Raw genomic sequence first — 17634 nt, 5'->3', positions numbered from 1 at the left:
CCCGCACCCTCATCCTCGGGTGCGAGTGGGATATCCTCGAAGCAACGGGGTTGGGTTACTCCCCGCCCTCGTCGCCGGCGAGCGACCACTCGAGCACCCGGGCGAGGTGGTCGTAGGCGCCGTACTTGCTCGCATATTGCGGGTAGGGCCTTGCCGTGTAGGCCGCCTCGCCGGTCATGAACCGGGCCACCAGCCCCCGGAGCCGCGCGGCGTGCTCGGCCACGATCGCCTCCACGCCGCGCTCCTCGCCCCGGGGCGGCTTCACCGGGATCGGGACGAAGGGCTTCCGGCCGCCCGAGGCGTGGACGTAGAGCAGGTCCGGCGTCGTCTTCACGGCCGGCAGGTCCGCGAAGGCGCCGTGCATCAGCATCGCCGCCTCCAGGGTGAGCTGCGGCGAGAAGCCGGAGAAGATCATCTTCCCCGAGGGCGGCGTCCCGGTCTTGTAGTCGACGATGCAGGCGGTGCCGTCCGGCCGCAGCTCGATCCGGTCGGCCCGGGCGCGCAGCGTGAAGGTCTCGCGCCCCATCGGGATCACCCAGCGCCCGGAGACTTCCGGGTAGACCCGGGTCAGGCCCGGCCGGCGCTGCGCCTCCCAGTCGAGATAGGCCGAGGCCATGCGCTCGTAGCGCGGCCACCACTCGGCGTAGAGGTTCGGGTACTCCGCCTCGATGTCGCCGAAGGCGTTCACCGCGAGGTTCAGCAGCCGCTCCGCCGAGTCCGGCGGCAGGTCCGTCGGATGGCGGCCGGCGAATTCCGCGAAGACGTCGTGCACCAGGGAGCCGCGGGTGGCGACGCCCGGCGCCGCCGCCAGCGGATCGAGCGGGTCGAGCCCGAGCACGTGGCGGGCGAAGATGCTGTAGGGGTCGCGCACCAGCGTCTCGATCTCGGTGACGCTGAGCGAGCGCGGGAACAGGGCCGGGTCCGGCTTCGGCGCGGGGCGCTTCAGCCGCGGCTCCGGCGGCGCCGCGTCGAGCCGGGCGGCGAGCCCCGTGAGCCGGCGCCCCGCGTGCAGGACCGTGTCCCAGCGGGCATCGCCCGAGAGCGCGCGCAGGCGCTGGATCAGGCGCGACGGCACGGTCGGCGCCCCCTCGCGCTTCAGGGCCCGGGTGATCACCGCGTCGCGGCAGCCGAGCGCCTGAACGAAGTCGTGGGCCATCTGGCCGATCCGCCGCTCGGGCGGGTTGAGACCGACGCGCTCGCGCATCGGCCGGTTGAGGAACGAGTCGGTCAGCGTGCGCACCGGCCAGACGCCCTCGTCCAGCCCGCCGAGCACCACGCGGTCCACCGACAGCAGGCGCGCCTCCAGCAACCCGAGGATGCGCAGACGCGGATGCGGCGCCTCGCCCGAGCAGGCGACTTTGCGCTCCCGGGCCAGCGACGTGAAGAAGGTGGCGTAATCGTCGAACCGCCCCGGCATCAGGCCGGGCTCGGCCATCTCCAGGTCGTCGAACAGGGCGTCGAGGCAGGACAGGGAGCCGTCCACCTCCGGTTGCGGGCTGTCCTCCGGACCGGCGATCAGCCGGTCGCACGCTTCCCGGTGGCCCGTGGCCGCGGTGACGAGATCGCAATCCCCCGCCCCGTCCGGGCCCGGAAAATCCCGGAACACCAGATCCAGCCGGTCCAGCAGGTCCGCGGCGAGCTCCCAGTCGACGTCCTTCAGGCGGCGCTTGGCCCGGGGCCGGTGCTCGGGCGGCCCGGCGCGCTCGGCGGCGAGGGCCTTGCGCAGGCCGTCGAAGCCAGGGGCCGGGACCGGGCCGCGCAACAACCCGATCTCCAGGGCCGCGGCGCCCCGGACCACGTCGGGACGCGGCAGGCCGAGATGGACCATCGGATGCGAGAGCAGCGCGATCAGCCGGGCCGGGATCGCGTCGGCCTGATCGCGGGCCAGGTCGGCGGCGAGCTCCGCGGCGAGGCGGGCGAGCCGCCCGGCCGGGCTCACGGCCAGGGAGAGCCCGGCGGAATCCTCGGCCACGATGCCCCAGCGCAGCAGCTCGACGGCGACCCGACCGGCGAGCCCGCGGTCGGGGGTGATCAGGGCCGCGGTCGCGCCGGGGGTCTGGAGGGTCTCGCGCAAGGCCAGCGCCGCGACCAGCGCCTCCTCGCGCTCGTCGGCGGCCTCGGCGAGCGCCAGTCCTTCAAGGCCGAGGCAGGCGACGGTATCGCGCGCGGCCGGGTCGAGGGCCGCCCAGGCGTCGGTGGTGTCGGCCGGTCGGAGGGCCTGCGACAGGAGCGCGGCCCGCGCGGCCTGACCGGCATCGGGCTCGCCGAGGGCGACGACCTCGGCGCGGCCGAGGTTGAGGTTCTCCGGCCCGAGCAGCCGGTGCAGCACCGCCTGCGGGTGGCCGTGCGCGATCATCCGGGAGAAACCCTCGCCCGTGTCGATGCCGTCCCAGCCGGCCGCGTCGAGGTCGAGGTCGAGACCGGGCAGCACCACGGCGCCCCGAGGGAGCTTCGCCACGGCGGCGATGAGCTTGGCCGTGGCGGGCACGGAGCCCAGCGAGCCGGCGACGATCACCGGATCCAGGGTCGCGCCGCGCGACAGGCGCCGCTCCTCGGCGAGGACGAGGCCCCGCGCGCGGGCGACGGGATCGGCGAGGCCCCGCTCGGCCAGGAGCTTCGGCCAGTTCTCGGCGGCGATCTTCACGAAGTCCAGGGTCAGGCCGAAGTACCGGGAATACTCCGCCTCGACGGCGGCGCCGATCTCCGACCAGGGCAGGCCTTCGACGGTGAGCGCGTCCATCAGCCGTTCGAGATCGCCGGCGAGCCCGACCGCGTCGGCGGGGGAGGACGGCACGAGGAACGGCACCTCGGCGTCGAGCGGCAGCAGCGTCCGATCGACGGTCCTGGCCCAGGCCTGGACGAGGCGGGCCAGGATCAGCCGGCGCTCCAGCGGCGGCATCGGGATGCTCAGGGGGTCGGCGTTCTCCTCCAGCAGCGGCTCGGCGGCGAGTTCGAGCTCGGCCTCGTCGGCCTCGCCGAGGGGTATCATCCGCGGCAGCAGCGTCGCCTGCCCGGGCGCGTCGCGGCCGAGCCTCTCGGCCAGGATCGCGCCGAGCGCCCGGACCGCGCGGCGGGTCGGGAGGTAGATGGTGACGGCGGCGAGCGCCAGCGGATCGTCCGCCACCGGCCCGACGAGCCGGCCGGAGAGCAGCGCCTCGGCGAGCGTCGGCAGGAACGGGACGCCGCGGGAGATGGTGAAGACGGCCTGTCGGGCGGGCATGGGTGGGCTTCTACGCCCACGGCAGGGTCTCGGACAGAGGGCGATGGGCCGCTGTGCCCTGTGCGGAGCGGGCCCGATCGACGGTTCTCGCAACGGACCGGCCGGGCGGATCGCAGGACCGGCCGAACCGCCTCCTCCCGGTTCGGTTCAGCCCGTCGCCCCCGCGGCGGCGCCGTAGCCGGCGCGGCGGCCGAACACGACGCCGGAGGTCAGCCCCGAGCCGCCGGGATAGCCGTTGAAGAACACGCCGCCGACCATCTCGCCGCAGGCGTAGAGGCCCGGGATGACGCTGCCGTCCTCCCGCTTCACGCCGCCGTCATCGCCGACCTCGACGCCGCCGTAGGTGAAGGTGATGCCGCCCGTGACCGGGTAGGCTTTGAACGGTCCGGTCTCGATCGTCTGCGCCCAGTTCGACTTCGGCAGGGGAAGGCCCTTCGTGCCGCGCCCGTCCTTCACGGTCGGGTCGAACGGCACGCTCTCGTCCACGGCGGCGTTGAACGCCGCGATGGTCCGCCGCGCCGCATCCCGGTCGATGCCCTCGAGCCGGTCGAGAAGCCCGTCCAGGGTGTCGGCCTCGATGAAATGCGCGTCGTGAAAGCGGTACTCGCTGTAGAGCAGGTGATCGACCTTGGCGTCGAAGATCTGCCAGGCCACGTGGCCGGGCTGCTCCATGATCGCGCGGCCGAACTGGGCGTAGGTGTAGTTCCGGAAGTCCTTGCCCTCGTCGACGAACCGCGCGCCGTCCGCGTTCAGCATCAATCCCAGGAAGTAACAGATCTTCCGGTAATGCTTGCGCTCGCCGTGCGGCAGCGCCAAGTTGCCGTAATCGGGGGTGTGCAGGTCCATCGGCGTGGCGTGGCAGCCGCCGTAGAAGCCGTGCGCCTTGGCCCCCAGGTCGAGCGCCATCTGGAGCCCGTCGCCCTGGTTGTGGGGCGTGCCGCGCACCCGGGCCTTGTCCCAGCCGTCGCCGATGAACCGCGTCCGCAGGGCGGCGTTCGACTCGAAGCCGCCGCAGGCGAGCACGACGGCCTTGGCGCGGACCGCGCCCTGCGGTGTCTCCGCGCCGACGACGCGCCCCGCCTCGACGATCAGACCCTTGGCCGGGCAGCCGTAGCGGATCTCGCCGCCGGCCTTCGTGAAGGCCTCCAGCTCGGCCCGGGCGAGGCCGAAGCCCTCGTCGTGGGTGGCGAGCGTCAGGCCGCCCCAGAACACGAAGCGCCCGTCCTTCTCGAACGATTGACGGGAATAGATCGGCTCGAACTTCACCCCCTGGGTGGCGAGCCAGCGCAGAGCCGCGCCGCTCTCGTCTATCAGGATGCGCTGCTCGCGCGACAGCGGCCGCCCGTCGTTGAAGCCGAGCAGATCCGCCTCGAATTTCTGCGCCGTGTAGGCGCCGAAATCGGTTCGCGGCAGGCGCGGATCCTCGGGATCGACGAGCAGCGGGATCAGGTCGTCGTTGCCCGCGTAGACGAAGCGCATGGCGCCGGCCGTGTAGGCGGTGTTGCCACCGGCAAGGTCCTGCTCGGCCTTCTCGATCATCAGCACGGACGCGCCGCGCTCCAGGGCGGCGAGACCGGCGCTCATGGCGGCGTTGCCGGATCCGACCACGACCACATCCCATTGCGCATCGCCCGGTCGCTGCATGCCCGCCTCCTCTTCACCGGTTCATCTCGCGTCATTGTATACGTCTGCATGCAATTTGCCGCAAGCGTTCCAGGTCCTTCGCTTTCGCGCTATGGCCAAGCCGAGGAGAGCCGGGATGAAGGCGAGCGAATCGGAGCGCCTCAGCGGCGCCGGCGCCTATGAGCGGCTGCTGCGAGCGATCGAGGAGGGCGAACTGGCGCCCGGAAGCCGGCTGCGCGAGGCGGAGCTCGCCGAGCGGTTCCAGATCAGCCGAACGCCGGTGCGCGAGGCGCTGGGCCGGCTGGAGGCGCAGGGCCTCGTCGCCCACGAGCCGCACCGGGGCGCCAGCGTGGCGCAGCTCGATTACGGACAGGTCAGCGAGCTCTACGACCTGCGAGAGGTGCTGGAAGGGACCGCCGCACGCCTCGCGGCGATCCACGCCAGCACGGTCGAGACCGAGATCCTCGAGGAGATGGTCGCCCGGGACCGGACATTGCTGGGGGACGCGCCGGCGCTGGCGCGCACCAACCGCCAGTTCCACCGCCAGATCCACGGGGCGGCGCGCAACCGCTTCCTGCAGGGCACGCTGGAGACGATGCGCCTGTCGCTGGTGCTGCTGCCGGGCGCCACCACGCTGGCGGCGCCCGACCGCGCCGCGGAATCCCTCGCCGAGCACGCCGCCATCGTGGCGGCGATCCGCGCCCACGACGCGGACGGCGCCGAGGCGGCCGCCCGGGCCCATATCCGGGCCGCCTTCAAGGCCCGGATACGGATCTGGCAGGGGGCCTGAGCGGCCTCAGCCCTCAGGCGTGGGCGGGGGCACGTTCGACCCGCGGACCGCTCCGGAACAGCGCGAGCGTCGCGACGATGCCGCAGGCGGCGGCCGCCATCAGCCAGTAGCTCGGCGCTGCCCGGTCGCCGGTCATCTGGATCAGGTAGGTCGAGACCATCGGTGTGGCCGTGCCGAACAGCGCGGTGGCGAGGCTGTAAGCCAGCGAGAAGCCGCTGGCGCGGACATGCGCCGGCACCACCTCGGAGAGCGAGACCACCATCGCGCCGTTGTAGACCCCGAAGAAGAACGAGAACCACAGCTCGACGGCGAGCATCTTGCCGAAGGTCGGATCGGCCACGAGCCAGTGCAGGGCCGGGTAAGTCGTCAGCAGCGACAGGGTCGAGATCGTCAGCAGCACCGGCTTGCGGCCGATGGCGTCCGACAGGGCCCCGCCCACGGGCAGCCAGATGAAGTTGGTGATCGCCACGAACAGCGTCACGATCAGGCTCTCGGTCTCGGTGAGTTTGAGGACGTTCTTGCCGAAGGTCGGGGTGTAGACGGTGATCATGTAGAAGGTCACCGTGGTCATCGTGGTCAGCATCATGCCGAGCAGCACGATCCGCCAGTTGGCGGCCACCGTGGTCAGGATCTCGCGGGTGGTCGGGTGGCGGGTTCGCTTGGCGAAGTCCTGCGTCTCCTGGAGCGAGCGCCGGATGAAGAAGATGAACGGCACGATCAGGCAGCCGATCAGGAACGGGATGCGCCAGCCGAAATCGCCGATCTGCTGCTTGGTCAGGAAGGCGTTCAGCCCGTAGCCGATCAGGGCGGCGAACATGATCGCCACCTGCTGGCTCGCCGACTGGAACGACGTGTAGAAGCCGCGCCGGCCGGGCGTGGCGATCTCGAACAGGTAGATCGAGACGCCGCCGATCTCGACGCCCGCCGAGAAGCCCTGCAGCAGGCGCCCGGCCAGCACGATCAGCGGGGCCGCGACCCCGATCGTGTCGTAGCTCGGGCAGAAGGCGATGAGCACCGTGCCGCTCGCCATGATCGCGAGCGTGATGATCAGGCCCTTCCGGCGGCCGATCCGGTCGATATAGGCGCCGAGCACGATCGCCCCGAGCGGGCGCATCAGGGCACCCAGCCAGAACGTGCCGAAGGTCAGGAGCAGCTCGGTGGTCTCGTTGCCCGACGGGAAGAACGCCCGCGCGATGTAGGTCGCGTAGAACCCGAACAGGAAGAAGTCGAACATCTCCAGGAAGTTGCCGCTCGTCGAGCGGAGGATCGCGCCGATCCGCGACTTGAGCGTGGCCTCGACGGCCCCGGGATCACCGGCCATGACGACGTCCTTTCCGGGTGCCCGTCAGGCACCGATCCACTTCATGGCGACGATCGTGCCGGTCACGGTCAGCGCGCCGCCGATGCGGGTGGCGATCTGCGCGAAGGGCATCAGCGCCATGCGGTTCGCCGCTGTCAGGATCGCCACGTCGCCGGTGCCGCCCTGGCCACTGTGGCAGGCGTTCACGATGGCGGTCTCGATCGGGTACATGCCGAGCCAGCGGCCGACGAAGAAGCCCACGGTCATCAGCGTCACGACGGTCGACACGATCGTGATCAGGTTCACCAGCGTGAAGGCGGCCATCAGCTCGTGCCAGGGGGTGAGCGCCACGCCGATGGCGAACAGCAGCGGGTAGGTCATCGAGACCTGCACGAACTTGTAGACCACGAAGCCGCCGGCCTGGAGATGGGGCGATACCGCGCTGGCGAGCTTCGCCAGGACGGCGAGGAACAGCATCGCCACCGGCGCCGGCAGGCCGACGAGGTGGTGGGCCATGACGCCGAGCAGGTAGAGGGTGATCGCCGTGAGCCCGGCCGCGCCGATCGTGGCGGGGTCGATCTGGCCCTTGGCCGCCTCGGTCTTGGCCTGCGCGTCGCTCGACGTGATGCCGTCCGAGTCGGGCTGGAGGCGGCCCTCGCCGGTGAGGTGCGGATAACGCTTCCCCACGGAGTTCAGGGTCCCCGACAGGATGATCGCGGTCAGGGAGCCCAGCATCACCGGCGGCAGCACCTGGGCGAAGACGACGCCCTGTTGCAGGCCCAGGATCGCCGCGTATCCGATGGAGAGCGGGATCGCCCCCTCCCCGACGCCGCCGGCCATGATCGGCACGACGATGAAGAAGAACGTCTTGTAGGGGCCGAGGCCGAGGAGCGTGCCGACCAGCGTGCCGACCAGGGCCGCCGCCACCGAGCCGAGGGCGAGCGGCGCGAAGATCTTGAGGAAGCCCTTGATCAGGACCTCCCGGTCCATGCCGAGGATCGAGCCGACGATGATCGTGGCGATGTAGATGTAGAGGAAGTTGGTGAACTTGGTGAAATCGGTGATCGCCTTCACCATCTGCGGCGGCACCAGGGCGTAGTAGACGAGCGCCGAGGGGATGAAGGTCGCGAAGATCGCCCCGGCGCCGATGTTCCTCAGGATCGGGATCCGCTTGCCGATCTCCGCGCAGGTGAAGCCGCCCATCACCAGCACGGCGATCATGGTCGGCCCGTCGGGCTTGATCTCGCCCTCCTGAACCAGAACGGTGAGGAGGATCGCCAGGACGGCGAAGATCGGCAGCGGTATGATGCCGATCTTGAAGTCGATCAGGCGCCACCAGACGTCCGGCCAGATCCGGGTCGCGCGCCCGTCCTCGACCCGGCTCCCCGCGGCGGCTGGAGCCGGCGCTGGAAGCGGGCTCGGCGAAGCGGTGCTGGTCATGGCGTCCCCCGGGTATCTGACCGCTCGCGGGCCGTTTCGCCGCGCCCTCGCGGCCGCGTCCTGAGCCGCGGTCCGTCGAGTCCCGCACGATCGGCGGAGATAAAGTGACATCCGGCGTATCAGCGCGGATGAGGGGCGGCAACGCGATCCGGGGAACAAAGGGCGCGACCTGTCCCGCGGGCCGGGATTAAGACCGCGCCTGCGTCGTGGCACGGCACATAAAAAAGGGCCTGGCGCTGAACCGGGCCTCGCAGGTGTCGTGCACGGGGACAGGCGGCGGGATCGAGACCCCGCCGCCGGTACCGTCGATCAGAAGTCGCGCTGGACGCGGAAGCGGACCTGCGAGACCGAGTCGTGCGTCACGGTGTGCGGGACGAACGTGCCGTTGTTGATGCCGGCGACGTTCGCGTAGGCGGTCGGGCTCTTGTCGGAGTCGATCGCGCGCCCGCGCTTCACGCCGATCTGCGTGTAGAAGGCCTCGACGCCGATATCGAGGTCGCGCACGGGCGACCAGATGATGCTGCCGCCCGCCGCGAACTGGTAGGTGTCGCGCAGAGCTTGGCTCAACTGGTAGAAGCGTGTTCCGGGCGCGCCGACGGCGTTGGAACCGAGATTGGCCGCGCCGTTGACATTCAGGACGTTGTAGAGCGCGCCCTGGGCGAGGCGGGCGTTGCGGGAGAAATCCTGCTCGCCGTAGGAGCCGAAGACCGCCGAGCGCCATTCCGGCGTCCAGTAATGCAGGAAGGAGGCGACCGCCGAGAAGGATTGCGATGTCTGCAGCTGGCCGGTGAACGGATTGATCGTCGCGTCCGAGAAGCTCTGGGATATCTTCTGGCCCTGGAAGCCGTTGTTGAGCTGCGTGTAGCAGCCGGTGAAGGCGCAGTACCCGGTGTACATCTGCGCGCCGTCGGCATAGGCGCTCTGGAGATAGAGGGCATCACCCGGCGCGATGAAGGGCGTGTTGATCTTCAGGCCGCCCTGCACCGCCCAGCCCTCGACGCTCCTGGTATGCGCGATCCTGACGTCGGCGCCGGCCGCGTGCGTCGCCGCGCTATCGCCCACGTTCAACTCGTGCGCCGCGGCGGAGAGTTGCGCCGAGCCCCAGACCTGATCGACGCGCAGGACGCCGACGACGTCGGGCAACCGCTCGCGCTGGATGCTGTCGATGCTGCCGACACTGATCGGCGCGCCTTCGAAGTAACCGACGAAGACGGGGCTCACCGGCGACGCGGTGCCGGCCGGCGCGTAGATCGGGCTGCGCCGGAAGACCGGGTCTTCGATCGACAGCGTGGCCGAGAGGCCGGCGCCGGCCGCGACCGTGTAGGCGAGAAGGTTGGTGGAGGAGACATCCGAGCCCGCGGTCGCGCCGTAGATCTCGAAATCGTGGGCGTAGAAGTCGAAGAACGACGCGGCGCGGCCGGCGGTCAGGCCGGCGAACTGGATGAACGCCTTGTCGACGTTCATGAATTGCTGCGCATGCCCGGCCTGATCGACACCGGTGGCGTCGTAGGCCTGACCGATGCGCGCCTGCGTGCCCGAGCGCGCGTACCCGGTGCGGGACCCGGCATCGAGGCGCACGAAGGCGCGCAGCGTGCCGTAGGCGGTCTGGGTGCGGGCATCGAGGTTGATGCGCAGGCGGGCCTGATAGCCCGCACTGTCGCCGGCGTTGGTGCCGGCCTGCCGCGTGAACGCCGTCATGTAACCGCCCTCGTACCGGGCGCGGCCCGAGATGCGCAGGCAGGTGTCGGTGCCGGGAATGTAGAAGAAGCCGGCGCCGTACGCGCCGCAGACGCGGACGTACTCGACCGGGACAGTCTTCTTGACCGGCAGGTCGGCGGCGTTCGCGGCGCCCAGTGCCGCGAAGGCGGCAGCAGACCCCAGCAACGACGATCTCAGCAATGCCATCGATGTCTCCGTAATTTGAAGCTCAAATCTCGCAAACGGATGAGCAAACTCGGACACACCAAACACATGCCGTGAATTATTCACGGACCATCGGCACGATCTTGCTTGCCACAACGGCTTTGAGGCCCATTTGCCCGGATACACTGTGCAGACGCGCCCGCGTCCGCAACAAGGATTCAGTTTTTTGCCAATCCCTGCAGATAATTGTTGTAACTTAGCAACTTTTCTAAATAAAAGTCATCGGCATAAAACAACTCCTACTGGGGAGAAAACCATACGAGAAGACATTTAATCTTAAACATCTATCATTATTACTTTTGCTTTCAGTCGATATCGACCACCCGACAAGCGATCGCGCAGGAGCGGGCTCAGGGCGGCGGCACAAGCCGCGCCTGATGCGACAGGCAAGGCGGCGGCGGCCGAATCCCTCCCGGTACCCCCTCACCGGGACGCGGCCGTCGGCACGCGATTCGAAGCTCGAGCCGCGCGTGCCCGACTCGTCGCACCGGACTGAGATCATCTGCCGGAGGGCGTGCGGCGGAGGACGCGGCGAACTGGCCCGGCTCGATTATCGCGGAGAGGGTCCGGACGGGGGCTCACGGGAACGGTGCCGCGCACCGGTAGCCGGACCCGCGCGGCACAGAGCGTCGCGGTACCCCTCACTTGCTTGTCTGCGGGCGACCGGAACACGCGCGGCGAGGCGCCCCCTACCGGGCAGCGGAACGCGTCCGGCCCAAGGGCCGCCCGGCGAGCGGCACCGCGCCCGCCGACGCACCGCGCCGTGTCACGGCGGCACCGGGCGCACCGGGACGCGCGGCCGATCTCGTCCGCTGGCGGCGCGCGGCGTCGCTGGCCCGGGGCAACGGCGCAAAACGAAAAAGGCCCGGCCGAAGCCGAGCCTTGAGGTTCCTGAAGCACGGGGACCGGCGCTGAGGCCGAAGCCCCGGCGCCGGCTTGAGTGGCTTAGAAGTCGCGCTGGACGCGGAAGCGGAAGGTGGACACGCTGTCCGCCGTCGTGGTCCGCGGCACGAAGGTGCCGTTGTTGATCCCGGCGACGTTCGCGTAGGCCGTCGGGCTCTTGTCCTTGTCGATCACGCGGCCGTTCTTGACGCCGATCTGGGTGTAGAAGCCCTCGACACCGATATCGAGGTCCTTGACCGGCGACCAGATGATGCTGCCGCCCGCCACGAACTGGTAGGTGTCGCGCAGCGCCTCGCTGAGCTGGAAGAACCGGGTGCCCGGCACGCCGACGCCGTTCACGCCGAAGGAGTTGGCACCGGCCGGATTGACCACCGAGAAGGCCGCGCCCTGGGCCAGACGGGCACCGCTTCTGTAGTTCATCTCACCGTACGAACCGAAGAAGGCCGAGCGCCACTCCGGCGTCCAGTAGTGCAGGTACGACGCCGTGGCGGTGAAGCTCGTCGACTGCTCCATCTGACCCGTGAACGGGTTGACCGTCGCGTCATTGAAGTACTGGTTGAACTTCTGGCCCTGGATGGTGGCCGCGTTCTGCGAGTAGGAGCCGCTGAAGGCGGAGTAGCCGGTGTAGAGCTGCGCGCCGGAACCGTAGGCGCCCTGCAGGTAGAGGGCGTCGCCCGGCGCGATGAACGGCGTGTTGATCTTCAGGCCGCCCTGCACCGCCCAGCCGTACGAGTTGTTCGTGTGCGGGATGCTGATGTTCGAGCCGGTGCCGGTGCCCGCGCCGTTGGCGACGTTGCCGACGTTCAGCTCGTGCACGGCGGCCGACAGCTGGGCCGAGCCCCAGGCCTGGTCGAGGCGCAGGGCGCCGACGACGTCGGGCATGCGCGAGCGCTGGATCACGTCGACGAAGCTGTACCGGGTCGGCGTCGCACCGGTGTAGCCGATGAACACCGGGGCCGGCGAGTTGCCCTGCGCGAAGTTGGCGATGTTGGCGTTGACCGTCACACCCGCCGGGTTGTTGGTCGGCGAGAAGATCGGGCTGCGGCGGAAGACCGGGTCTTCGGCCGAGATCGTGGCGGACAGGCCGTTGCCGAGGGTCGCCGTGTAGGCGAGCAGGTTGGTCGAGAACACGTCCGAGCCGAGCGTGGCGCCGGCGAACTCGAAGTCGTGGGCGTAGAAGTCGAAGAACGACGAGGCGCGACCGGCGGTCATGCCGGCGAACTGGATGAACGCCTTGTCGACGTTCACGTACTGCTGGTCACGACCGAAGCTGTCGATACCAAGGCCCGGGAAGGCCTGGCCGATGCGCTGCTGGGTGCCGGAGGTGCCGACGCCGGAATAGCCGGTGCGGGCGCCGGCATCGAGGCGCACGAAGGCGCGCAGCGTGCCGTAGGCGGTCTGGGTGCGGGCATCGAGGTTGATGCGCAGGCGGCCCTGGTAGCCCGACGTGTCGCCGCCGTTGCCGTTCTGGCGCGAGTAGCTGGTCATGTAGCCGCCCTCGAACCGGGCGCGGCCGGAGAGACGCAGGCAGGTGTCGGTGCCGGGGATGTAGAAGAAGCCGGCGCCGTACGCGCCGCAGACGCGGACGTACTCGATCGGAACCGCCTTCTTGACCGGCAGGTCGGCGGCATGAGCAGCACCCACCGCCGCGAACGCAGCAGCAGACCCGAGCAATGAGCTCTTCAAGAGCTTCATAGACATCTCCAAAGCTTCGAGACCCAATGATGCGGACGTGCCCGGTTTTCCGGGTCTAGCCGCACGTTCTGTAGGTTTGGCCTGCGTCTTGAGTGGCAGGCTCCTGCGGGCTCTCGCTTGGCGATGCCCCCGTGCACGATCACCATGTGCGAACGGGTTTCTGCGAGCAACGAGGATTCGCGGCCGGCTTGGCAGTTCCAGCCTGATGTTGCGGCCTGGCAACATTCTCGGGGTGCTTTAGTCGGCAACGGTTCGCCGAATGTGCACGAATGCTGTCGTGAGCGGCTGATCTGCCGCCTCGACGAGCAGAAGCCCGCCCGGCCTCGGGCCGGGACCGGGCTGCAACCCCGCCTCAGGCGATTCGCCGGCGAGGCGGCGCCGAGCGGCCGCCACGCGCGGAGAGTTCAGGTGGGCGGCCTCGGATGGCCCGCCGTCACATCGTCCGCTCACATGGGCGGCGTCAGCCCGTCCTTGCCGACGGCGACGCGCCGGGCAGTGAAGCGGCCGTCATCCCCGCGCGCGGCGATCACGAAGACCTTGGCGCCGGGCGCCACGGCCGAAGCGGTGGCGGGCTCGAAGCTGACAACCGGCGCCTGCGGCGGCACCAGAACCTGCAGGGACTGGCCCTGGCCATAATCGACGGTGAGGGTCCGCTCCGCCCCGCCGCCGGTGGCCTTCACCGTCCCGTTGGTCATCGCGCTCTTCACGCGGGGCGCGTCCGGCGCGGTCGAGCGCAGGTCCGCCTTCACGGTGCCGTTGGTCATGGCGCTCCGAACCGGCGCGCCGCCCGCCGTGCGGTCGGGGATCATGTCCCAGTCGTAGTGCCCCTCCCCGGTGCCGCGCATCGCCTCGGGAAACAGGACCACCTCCAGGGCCACAGGCGGCTCGCCCTTCGTGGCGGTGCCGATGAAGACGCCGTCCTTGATCGCGTCGAGGCTCGACGGGACGACCCAGGAGACTTTCGCATCCGGGGCGAGCGCCACGGTTTCCGCCGCGCCGTCGAGCGTCTTCAGCGTGAAGCCGCCGCCCGAGACCGCCTCGACGGTCCCGCGCAGGCGCTCGACCTTCGGAGCCGCCTGCGCGCCCGTCGTGACGGCCAGCAGGCCCATCAGGGCGAGGGTCGTGAGTTTTGCCATGGGGGTTCTCTTCTCGATGCCGGGATTGTTGCGACCGGCGGGACGTGGGGCGGGATGGGGCGACGTCAGCCCGGCGATCCGGCACGCGCCGCGATCGCATTAACGGGCCTGTAACTGCACCTGCCTAAGTCTCCACTGATGCAGCGGGGCCACGCGATCGGCGGGAGGCTCCGCAGGGGATACGACCGGCCAGACCGGTCTCGCGAGGCAATCAGGCGTGATGCGTAGCGTAGTAGGCCGCTCCCGGACGATTCCAGCGCTCCCGGCCGCGATCCTGGCCGCCGCGGTCCTGACGGCCCTGGCCTCGCCGGCCGAGGCCAAGCGCGGAAGGCACCATCACCACGCACGCGCCACCGGCGGCTACAACCCGCCCTACGCCGCGATGGTCGTGGACGTGAAGAGCGGCAAGACCCTGCACGTGTGGTGCCACCCGTCCCACCCTCCGCNGCCAGCAGGGCGAGACCGGCCGCGGCCAGGCCGGCGCCGAGGGCCGGGGCGGCCCGGGTCGCCCCGATCCGCGCCGCCGCGATGCCGAGGCCAATGCCCGCGACGTGCAGGAGCGCGGTGGCCGCGAGGAAACCGAGGCCGAAGGACAGGCCGGACGCGGTCTCCGGCATCTCGGCCCCGTGGGCGTAGCCGTGGAACACCGCGAAGACGCCGACCAGGGCGGCCAGAAGGGCGACCGGCGCGCGCAGGCCGACGATGGCGGCGAGGCCGAACGCGACGATCGACAGCGCGATCCCGACCTCGACATGCGGCAGGGCGACGCCGGCCATGCCCAGCCCCGCCCCCACGCTCATCAGCGCCAGGAACGACAGGGGCAGGGCCCAGAGCGCCCGCCCGCCGCGCAGGCAGGCCAGGAGGCCGACCGCCACCATCGCGAGCACATGGTCGGCACCCAGAAGCGGGTGGAGAAAGCCCGCCTCCGCGCCCGTCGCGACGCCGTGGCCCGGATGGGCGAGCGCCGCCTGGGGCAGCAGCGTGAGCGCGGCCGGCAGGAGCGCCAGAGATGCGGCGGGTCGGGCGGAGAGCAGGCGCTTCATCGGGGATCCTTCGCTGGACCCGCGAAGATGTAGCGCCCTTCCGCCGCCTCTGCGAGGGGCCGGCGACCGATGATCGCCGCCGCGCAGCGCCGCCCCGTGCCGGAGCCGGAGCCGGAGCCTCAGAGCGACATCGCCTCGTGGACGGCGGACGGCGCGAACGGCTCCGCGAAGGCGGCCCCGACGCCGTGCGTGAAGTGGCGCATCACCGTGGCGGTCTTTCGCCCGACCTGGATCCTCGCGCCGATCTCCAGTTCGTGGTCGACGAGCAGCGCGACGCCGGAGGCCGAAACGTTGAGGACGTGCCCCTGGAACGCCTCGCCGGACGCCGTCGTGACCTGAACGATCTTCTGCTTCGGCACGATCCGCCGGTGAGCCCGGATCGGCTCGGGCTGCAGGTCCTGCGCCCGCGCCAGCGTCACGAACTGACGGGCGAGATCGGTGAGGATCGCGCGCCCACCGCGGACACAGACGATGAACTCCTGACCGGCGACGCGGGCGATGCGCGCCTCGAGCATCCCGATATGCCGGATGCTGCAGGTGAGATCCTCACCCGGCGCCAGGAGCGAGGAGGAGCGGAACCGGATTCCCTCCGTCGAGACATCGGCCGTCACGGCGTAGAAGTCGCGACGCCGCTGGTTCCAGCACAACGCAGGCAACATGACGATGTGCCGCCCGACCATCGCGCCCGTTTCATCACGTGAAATACATCGGAGAGCTTGTGCGGCAGAAATTTTTTCCGCGCTGTTCAACCAATCATTAAAATTTGACTTGTCCCGATCTATGTCGATCCGCGTCCGCGATCCGGCGCGCACGGGACGGAACGCGCCGGTCCGATCCGCGGCCGTGGCGACGCCGGCGCGACGTCGCGCGCCGCGCACGCCAGCCCGTGCCGGCAGATGCCCCGACGGGGTCCCGGCAGGGATTGAATACAAGATGCATCTTGACCGTATGGCATGGATGCTGCCTGGGATTGTGCATGCCACACGGTCGGGCAACATTGTCGGCCGCCCCAGGAACGGAGGTGGCCGCCCTGCTCCGTTCCTCCCGCCGCCATCCGGACCGGTCTCATGTTGCGTCTCGCCGCCTGCCTCCTCGCCGGGTTCGCCCTTACCGGGCCCGCCGCCGCACAGACCCTGCGCTACGGTATGATGGAGGATCCGGACGCCCTCGATCCGACGCTCGCCCGCACCTTCGCGAGCCGGATGGTGTTCGCCGCCCTCTGCGACAAGCTCGTGGATATCGGGCCCGACCTGAAGCCGGTGCCGCAGCTCGCGACCTCCTGGGAGCTGTCGCCCGACGAGAAGGCGCTGACCATGCACCTGCGCCCGGGCGTGCTGTTCCACGACGGCGAGAAGCTCGACGCCGCGGCGGCCAAGTTCTCGATCGAGCGGCACATGAAGATGCCGGGCTCGCAGCGCCGCTCGGAGATCGCGCCGATCGACTCGGTGGACGTCGTCGACGACCTCACCTTCCGCATCAACCTGAAGCAGCCGTTCGCACCGCTGCTGGCACAGTTCACCGACCGGGCCGGCATGATGGTCTCGCCGAAAGCCGCCGAGCGGCTCGGCGACAAGTTCGCGTCGGCCCCCGTCTGCGCCGGTCCGTACAAGTTCGTCGAGCGGGTGCCGCAGGACCGGATCGTGGTCGAGCGCTTCCCCGACTACTGGAACAAGGACGCGATCCACATCCAGCGGATCGAGTTCCGGCCGATCCCCGACGCCACCGTGCGGCTCACCAACCTGCGCGCCGGTCAGCTCGATCTGCTGGAGCGGCTCGCCCCGACGGACGTGCCGCAGGTGAAGCGCGACGCGAAGCTGAAGCTCGACTCGACCTACGAGCTCGGCTTCCAGGAGATCCTGTTCAACCCCAACAAGGCCGGCTCGCCGGTGTCCGACCCGAAGGTGCGGGCCGCCTTCGAGGCGGCCATCGACCGCAACGCCATCAACCAGGTCGTCTACAACGGCGAGTTCCTGGCCGGGAACCAGTGGGTCAACCCGAAGAACCCGAATTACGTCGCCGAGTACCCGATCCCGAAGCGGGACGTGGCCAAGGCCAAGGCCCTGCTCGCCGAGGCCGGCAAGCCGAACCCGCAGATCACGCTGACCGTCTACGCCAACAGCGAGTCGCCGCAGGTGGGCCAGGTGATCCAGGCCATGACCAAGGAGGCGGGCTTCGACGTGAAGATCCAGGCGGTGGACTTCACGACGGCGCTCGACGCCGCCGACAAGGGCAATTACGAGGCGCAGCTGTATTCCTGGAGCGGCCGCTCGGACCCGGACGGCAACACGTTCAGCTTCCTGTTCTGCAAGGCGGCGCTGAACTATCCCAAGTACTGCAGCCCGGAGGCCGACGCGGCCCTCCAGGCCGAGCGCGGCACGGTCGATCCGGCCAAGCGCAAGGCCGCCTGGAAGGCCCTCGCCGATCAGGTGCTGAAGGACCGGCCGGGCATCTACATCCTGCACCGCAAGCTGCTCTGGGCCTACAGCCAGAAGATCACGGGTTTCGTGCCCTACCCGGACGGGCTCGTGCGCTTCACCGGGCTGAAGCTCAACTGATGCTGC

10 protein-coding genes and 2 pseudogenes are annotated in these 17634 nt (G+C 70.0%); 3 read left to right on the top strand and 9 right to left on the bottom strand.

Annotated features, from left to right (window positions below; translation table 11 throughout):
- Positions 1-55 precede the first annotated feature (55 nt).
- Both addB and tcuA read right to left on the bottom strand, forming a co-directional pair.
- Positions 56-3220, bottom strand: a complete 3165-nt coding sequence (addB, locus tag MOTC310_RS11415; RefSeq protein ID WP_331301823.1) for a double-strand break repair protein AddB — start codon at positions 3218-3220, stop codon at positions 56-58.
- A 147-nt stretch (positions 3221-3367) separates the two neighbouring features.
- On the bottom strand, positions 3368-4864 hold the full coding sequence (gene tcuA, locus MOTC310_RS11410) for an FAD-dependent tricarballylate dehydrogenase TcuA (RefSeq protein WP_331301822.1): 1497 nt from the start codon (positions 4862-4864) through the stop codon (positions 3368-3370).
- Positions 4865-4979: 115 nt separating this feature from the next.
- On the opposite strand from tcuA, the gene MOTC310_RS11405 reads away from it, so the two are divergent.
- Positions 4980-5633 (top strand): GntR family transcriptional regulator, encoded by a 654-nt coding sequence (locus MOTC310_RS11405; RefSeq protein ID WP_331301821.1) that lies wholly within the window; start codon positions 4980-4982, stop codon positions 5631-5633.
- A gap of 13 nt (positions 5634-5646) precedes the next feature.
- Here the strand turns inward: MOTC310_RS11405 and tcuC are convergent, their stop codons facing one another.
- From tcuC to MOTC310_RS11380, 5 genes are all read right to left on the bottom strand, one after another.
- Positions 5647-6954 carry an MFS transporter gene (gene tcuC / locus MOTC310_RS11400; RefSeq protein WP_331301820.1) on the bottom strand — a complete coding sequence of 436 codons (1308 nt, stop codon included), beginning with the start codon at positions 6952-6954 and terminating at the stop codon, positions 5647-5649.
- Between the two features lie 24 nt (positions 6955-6978).
- Positions 6979-8373, bottom strand: a complete 1395-nt coding sequence (locus MOTC310_RS11395) for a 2-hydroxycarboxylate transporter family protein (protein ID WP_331301819.1) — start codon at positions 8371-8373, stop codon at positions 6979-6981.
- Between the two features lie 309 nt (positions 8374-8682).
- Positions 8683-10278: a porin gene (locus tag MOTC310_RS11390; RefSeq protein WP_331301818.1), complete on the bottom strand. Its 1596-nt coding sequence runs from the start codon at positions 10276-10278 to the stop codon at positions 8683-8685.
- Between the two features lie 963 nt (positions 10279-11241).
- Positions 11242-12894 (bottom strand): porin, encoded by a 1653-nt coding sequence (locus MOTC310_RS11385; protein WP_331293211.1) that lies wholly within the window; start codon positions 12892-12894, stop codon positions 11242-11244.
- Positions 12895-13340: 446 nt separating this feature from the next.
- Complete coding sequence (locus MOTC310_RS11380) at positions 13341-14030, bottom strand: metal ABC transporter permease (RefSeq protein WP_331301817.1); 690 nt, start codon at positions 14028-14030, stop codon at positions 13341-13343.
- Between the two features lie 220 nt (positions 14031-14250).
- Between MOTC310_RS11380 and MOTC310_RS11375 the strand changes: the two are divergent.
- A pseudogene (locus MOTC310_RS11375) lies at positions 14251-14448 on the top strand (D-alanyl-D-alanine carboxypeptidase); the annotation flags it as partial.
- Between the two features lie 19 nt (positions 14449-14467).
- Here the strand turns inward: MOTC310_RS11375 and MOTC310_RS11370 are convergent.
- Positions 14468-15073: pseudogene (locus MOTC310_RS11370) on the bottom strand (HupE/UreJ family protein); the annotation flags it as partial.
- Positions 15074-15192: 119 nt separating this feature from the next.
- A complete protein-coding gene (locus tag MOTC310_RS11365) occupies positions 15193-15732 on the bottom strand; it encodes a PilZ domain-containing protein (protein WP_331293199.1) in 540 nt (179 codons plus the stop codon).
- A 408-nt stretch (positions 15733-16140) separates the two neighbouring features.
- On the opposite strand from MOTC310_RS11365, the gene MOTC310_RS11360 reads away from it, so the two are divergent.
- On the top strand, positions 16141-17628 hold the full coding sequence (locus MOTC310_RS11360; RefSeq protein WP_331293198.1) for an ABC transporter substrate-binding protein: 1488 nt from the start codon (positions 16141-16143) through the stop codon (positions 17626-17628).
- Positions 17629-17634 lie beyond the last annotated feature (6 nt).

The sequence above is a fragment of the Methylobacterium oryzae genome, from assembly GCF_036441375.1.
Lineage (GTDB): Bacteria > Pseudomonadota > Alphaproteobacteria > Rhizobiales > Beijerinckiaceae > Methylobacterium > Methylobacterium oryzae_A.
Note: the sequence above shows the minus strand (reverse complement) of the source record. Positions and strands in the feature narration are given on the sequence as shown.

Bases quoted from the DNA above. Each gene is read 5' to 3' on its own strand.
- addB (WP_331301823.1), bottom strand. From the start codon at position 3,220: ATGCCCGCCCGACAGGCCGTCTTCACCATCTCCCGCGGCGTCCCGTTC.
- tcuA (WP_331301822.1), bottom strand. From the start codon at position 4,864: ATGCAGCGACCGGGCGATGCGCAATGGGATGTGGTCGTGGTCGGATCC.
- MOTC310_RS11405 (WP_331301821.1), top strand. From the start codon at position 4,980: ATGAAGGCGAGCGAATCGGAGCGCCTCAGCGGCGCCGGCGCCTATGAG.
- tcuC (WP_331301820.1), bottom strand. From the start codon at position 6,954: ATGGCCGGTGATCCCGGGGCCGTCGAGGCCACGCTCAAGTCGCGGATC.
- MOTC310_RS11395 (WP_331301819.1), bottom strand. From the start codon at position 8,373: ATGACCAGCACCGCTTCGCCGAGCCCGCTTCCAGCGCCGGCTCCAGCC.
- MOTC310_RS11390 (WP_331301818.1), bottom strand. From the start codon at position 10,278: ATGGCATTGCTGAGATCGTCGTTGCTGGGGTCTGCTGCCGCCTTCGCG.
- MOTC310_RS11385 (WP_331293211.1), bottom strand. From the start codon at position 12,894: ATGAAGCTCTTGAAGAGCTCATTGCTCGGGTCTGCTGCTGCGTTCGCG.
- MOTC310_RS11380 (WP_331301817.1), bottom strand. From the start codon at position 14,030: ATGGCAAAACTCACGACCCTCGCCCTGATGGGCCTGCTGGCCGTCACG.
- MOTC310_RS11365 (WP_331293199.1), bottom strand. From the start codon at position 15,732: ATGTTGCCTGCGTTGTGCTGGAACCAGCGGCGTCGCGACTTCTACGCC.
- MOTC310_RS11360 (WP_331293198.1), top strand. From the start codon at position 16,141: ATGTTGCGTCTCGCCGCCTGCCTCCTCGCCGGGTTCGCCCTTACCGGG.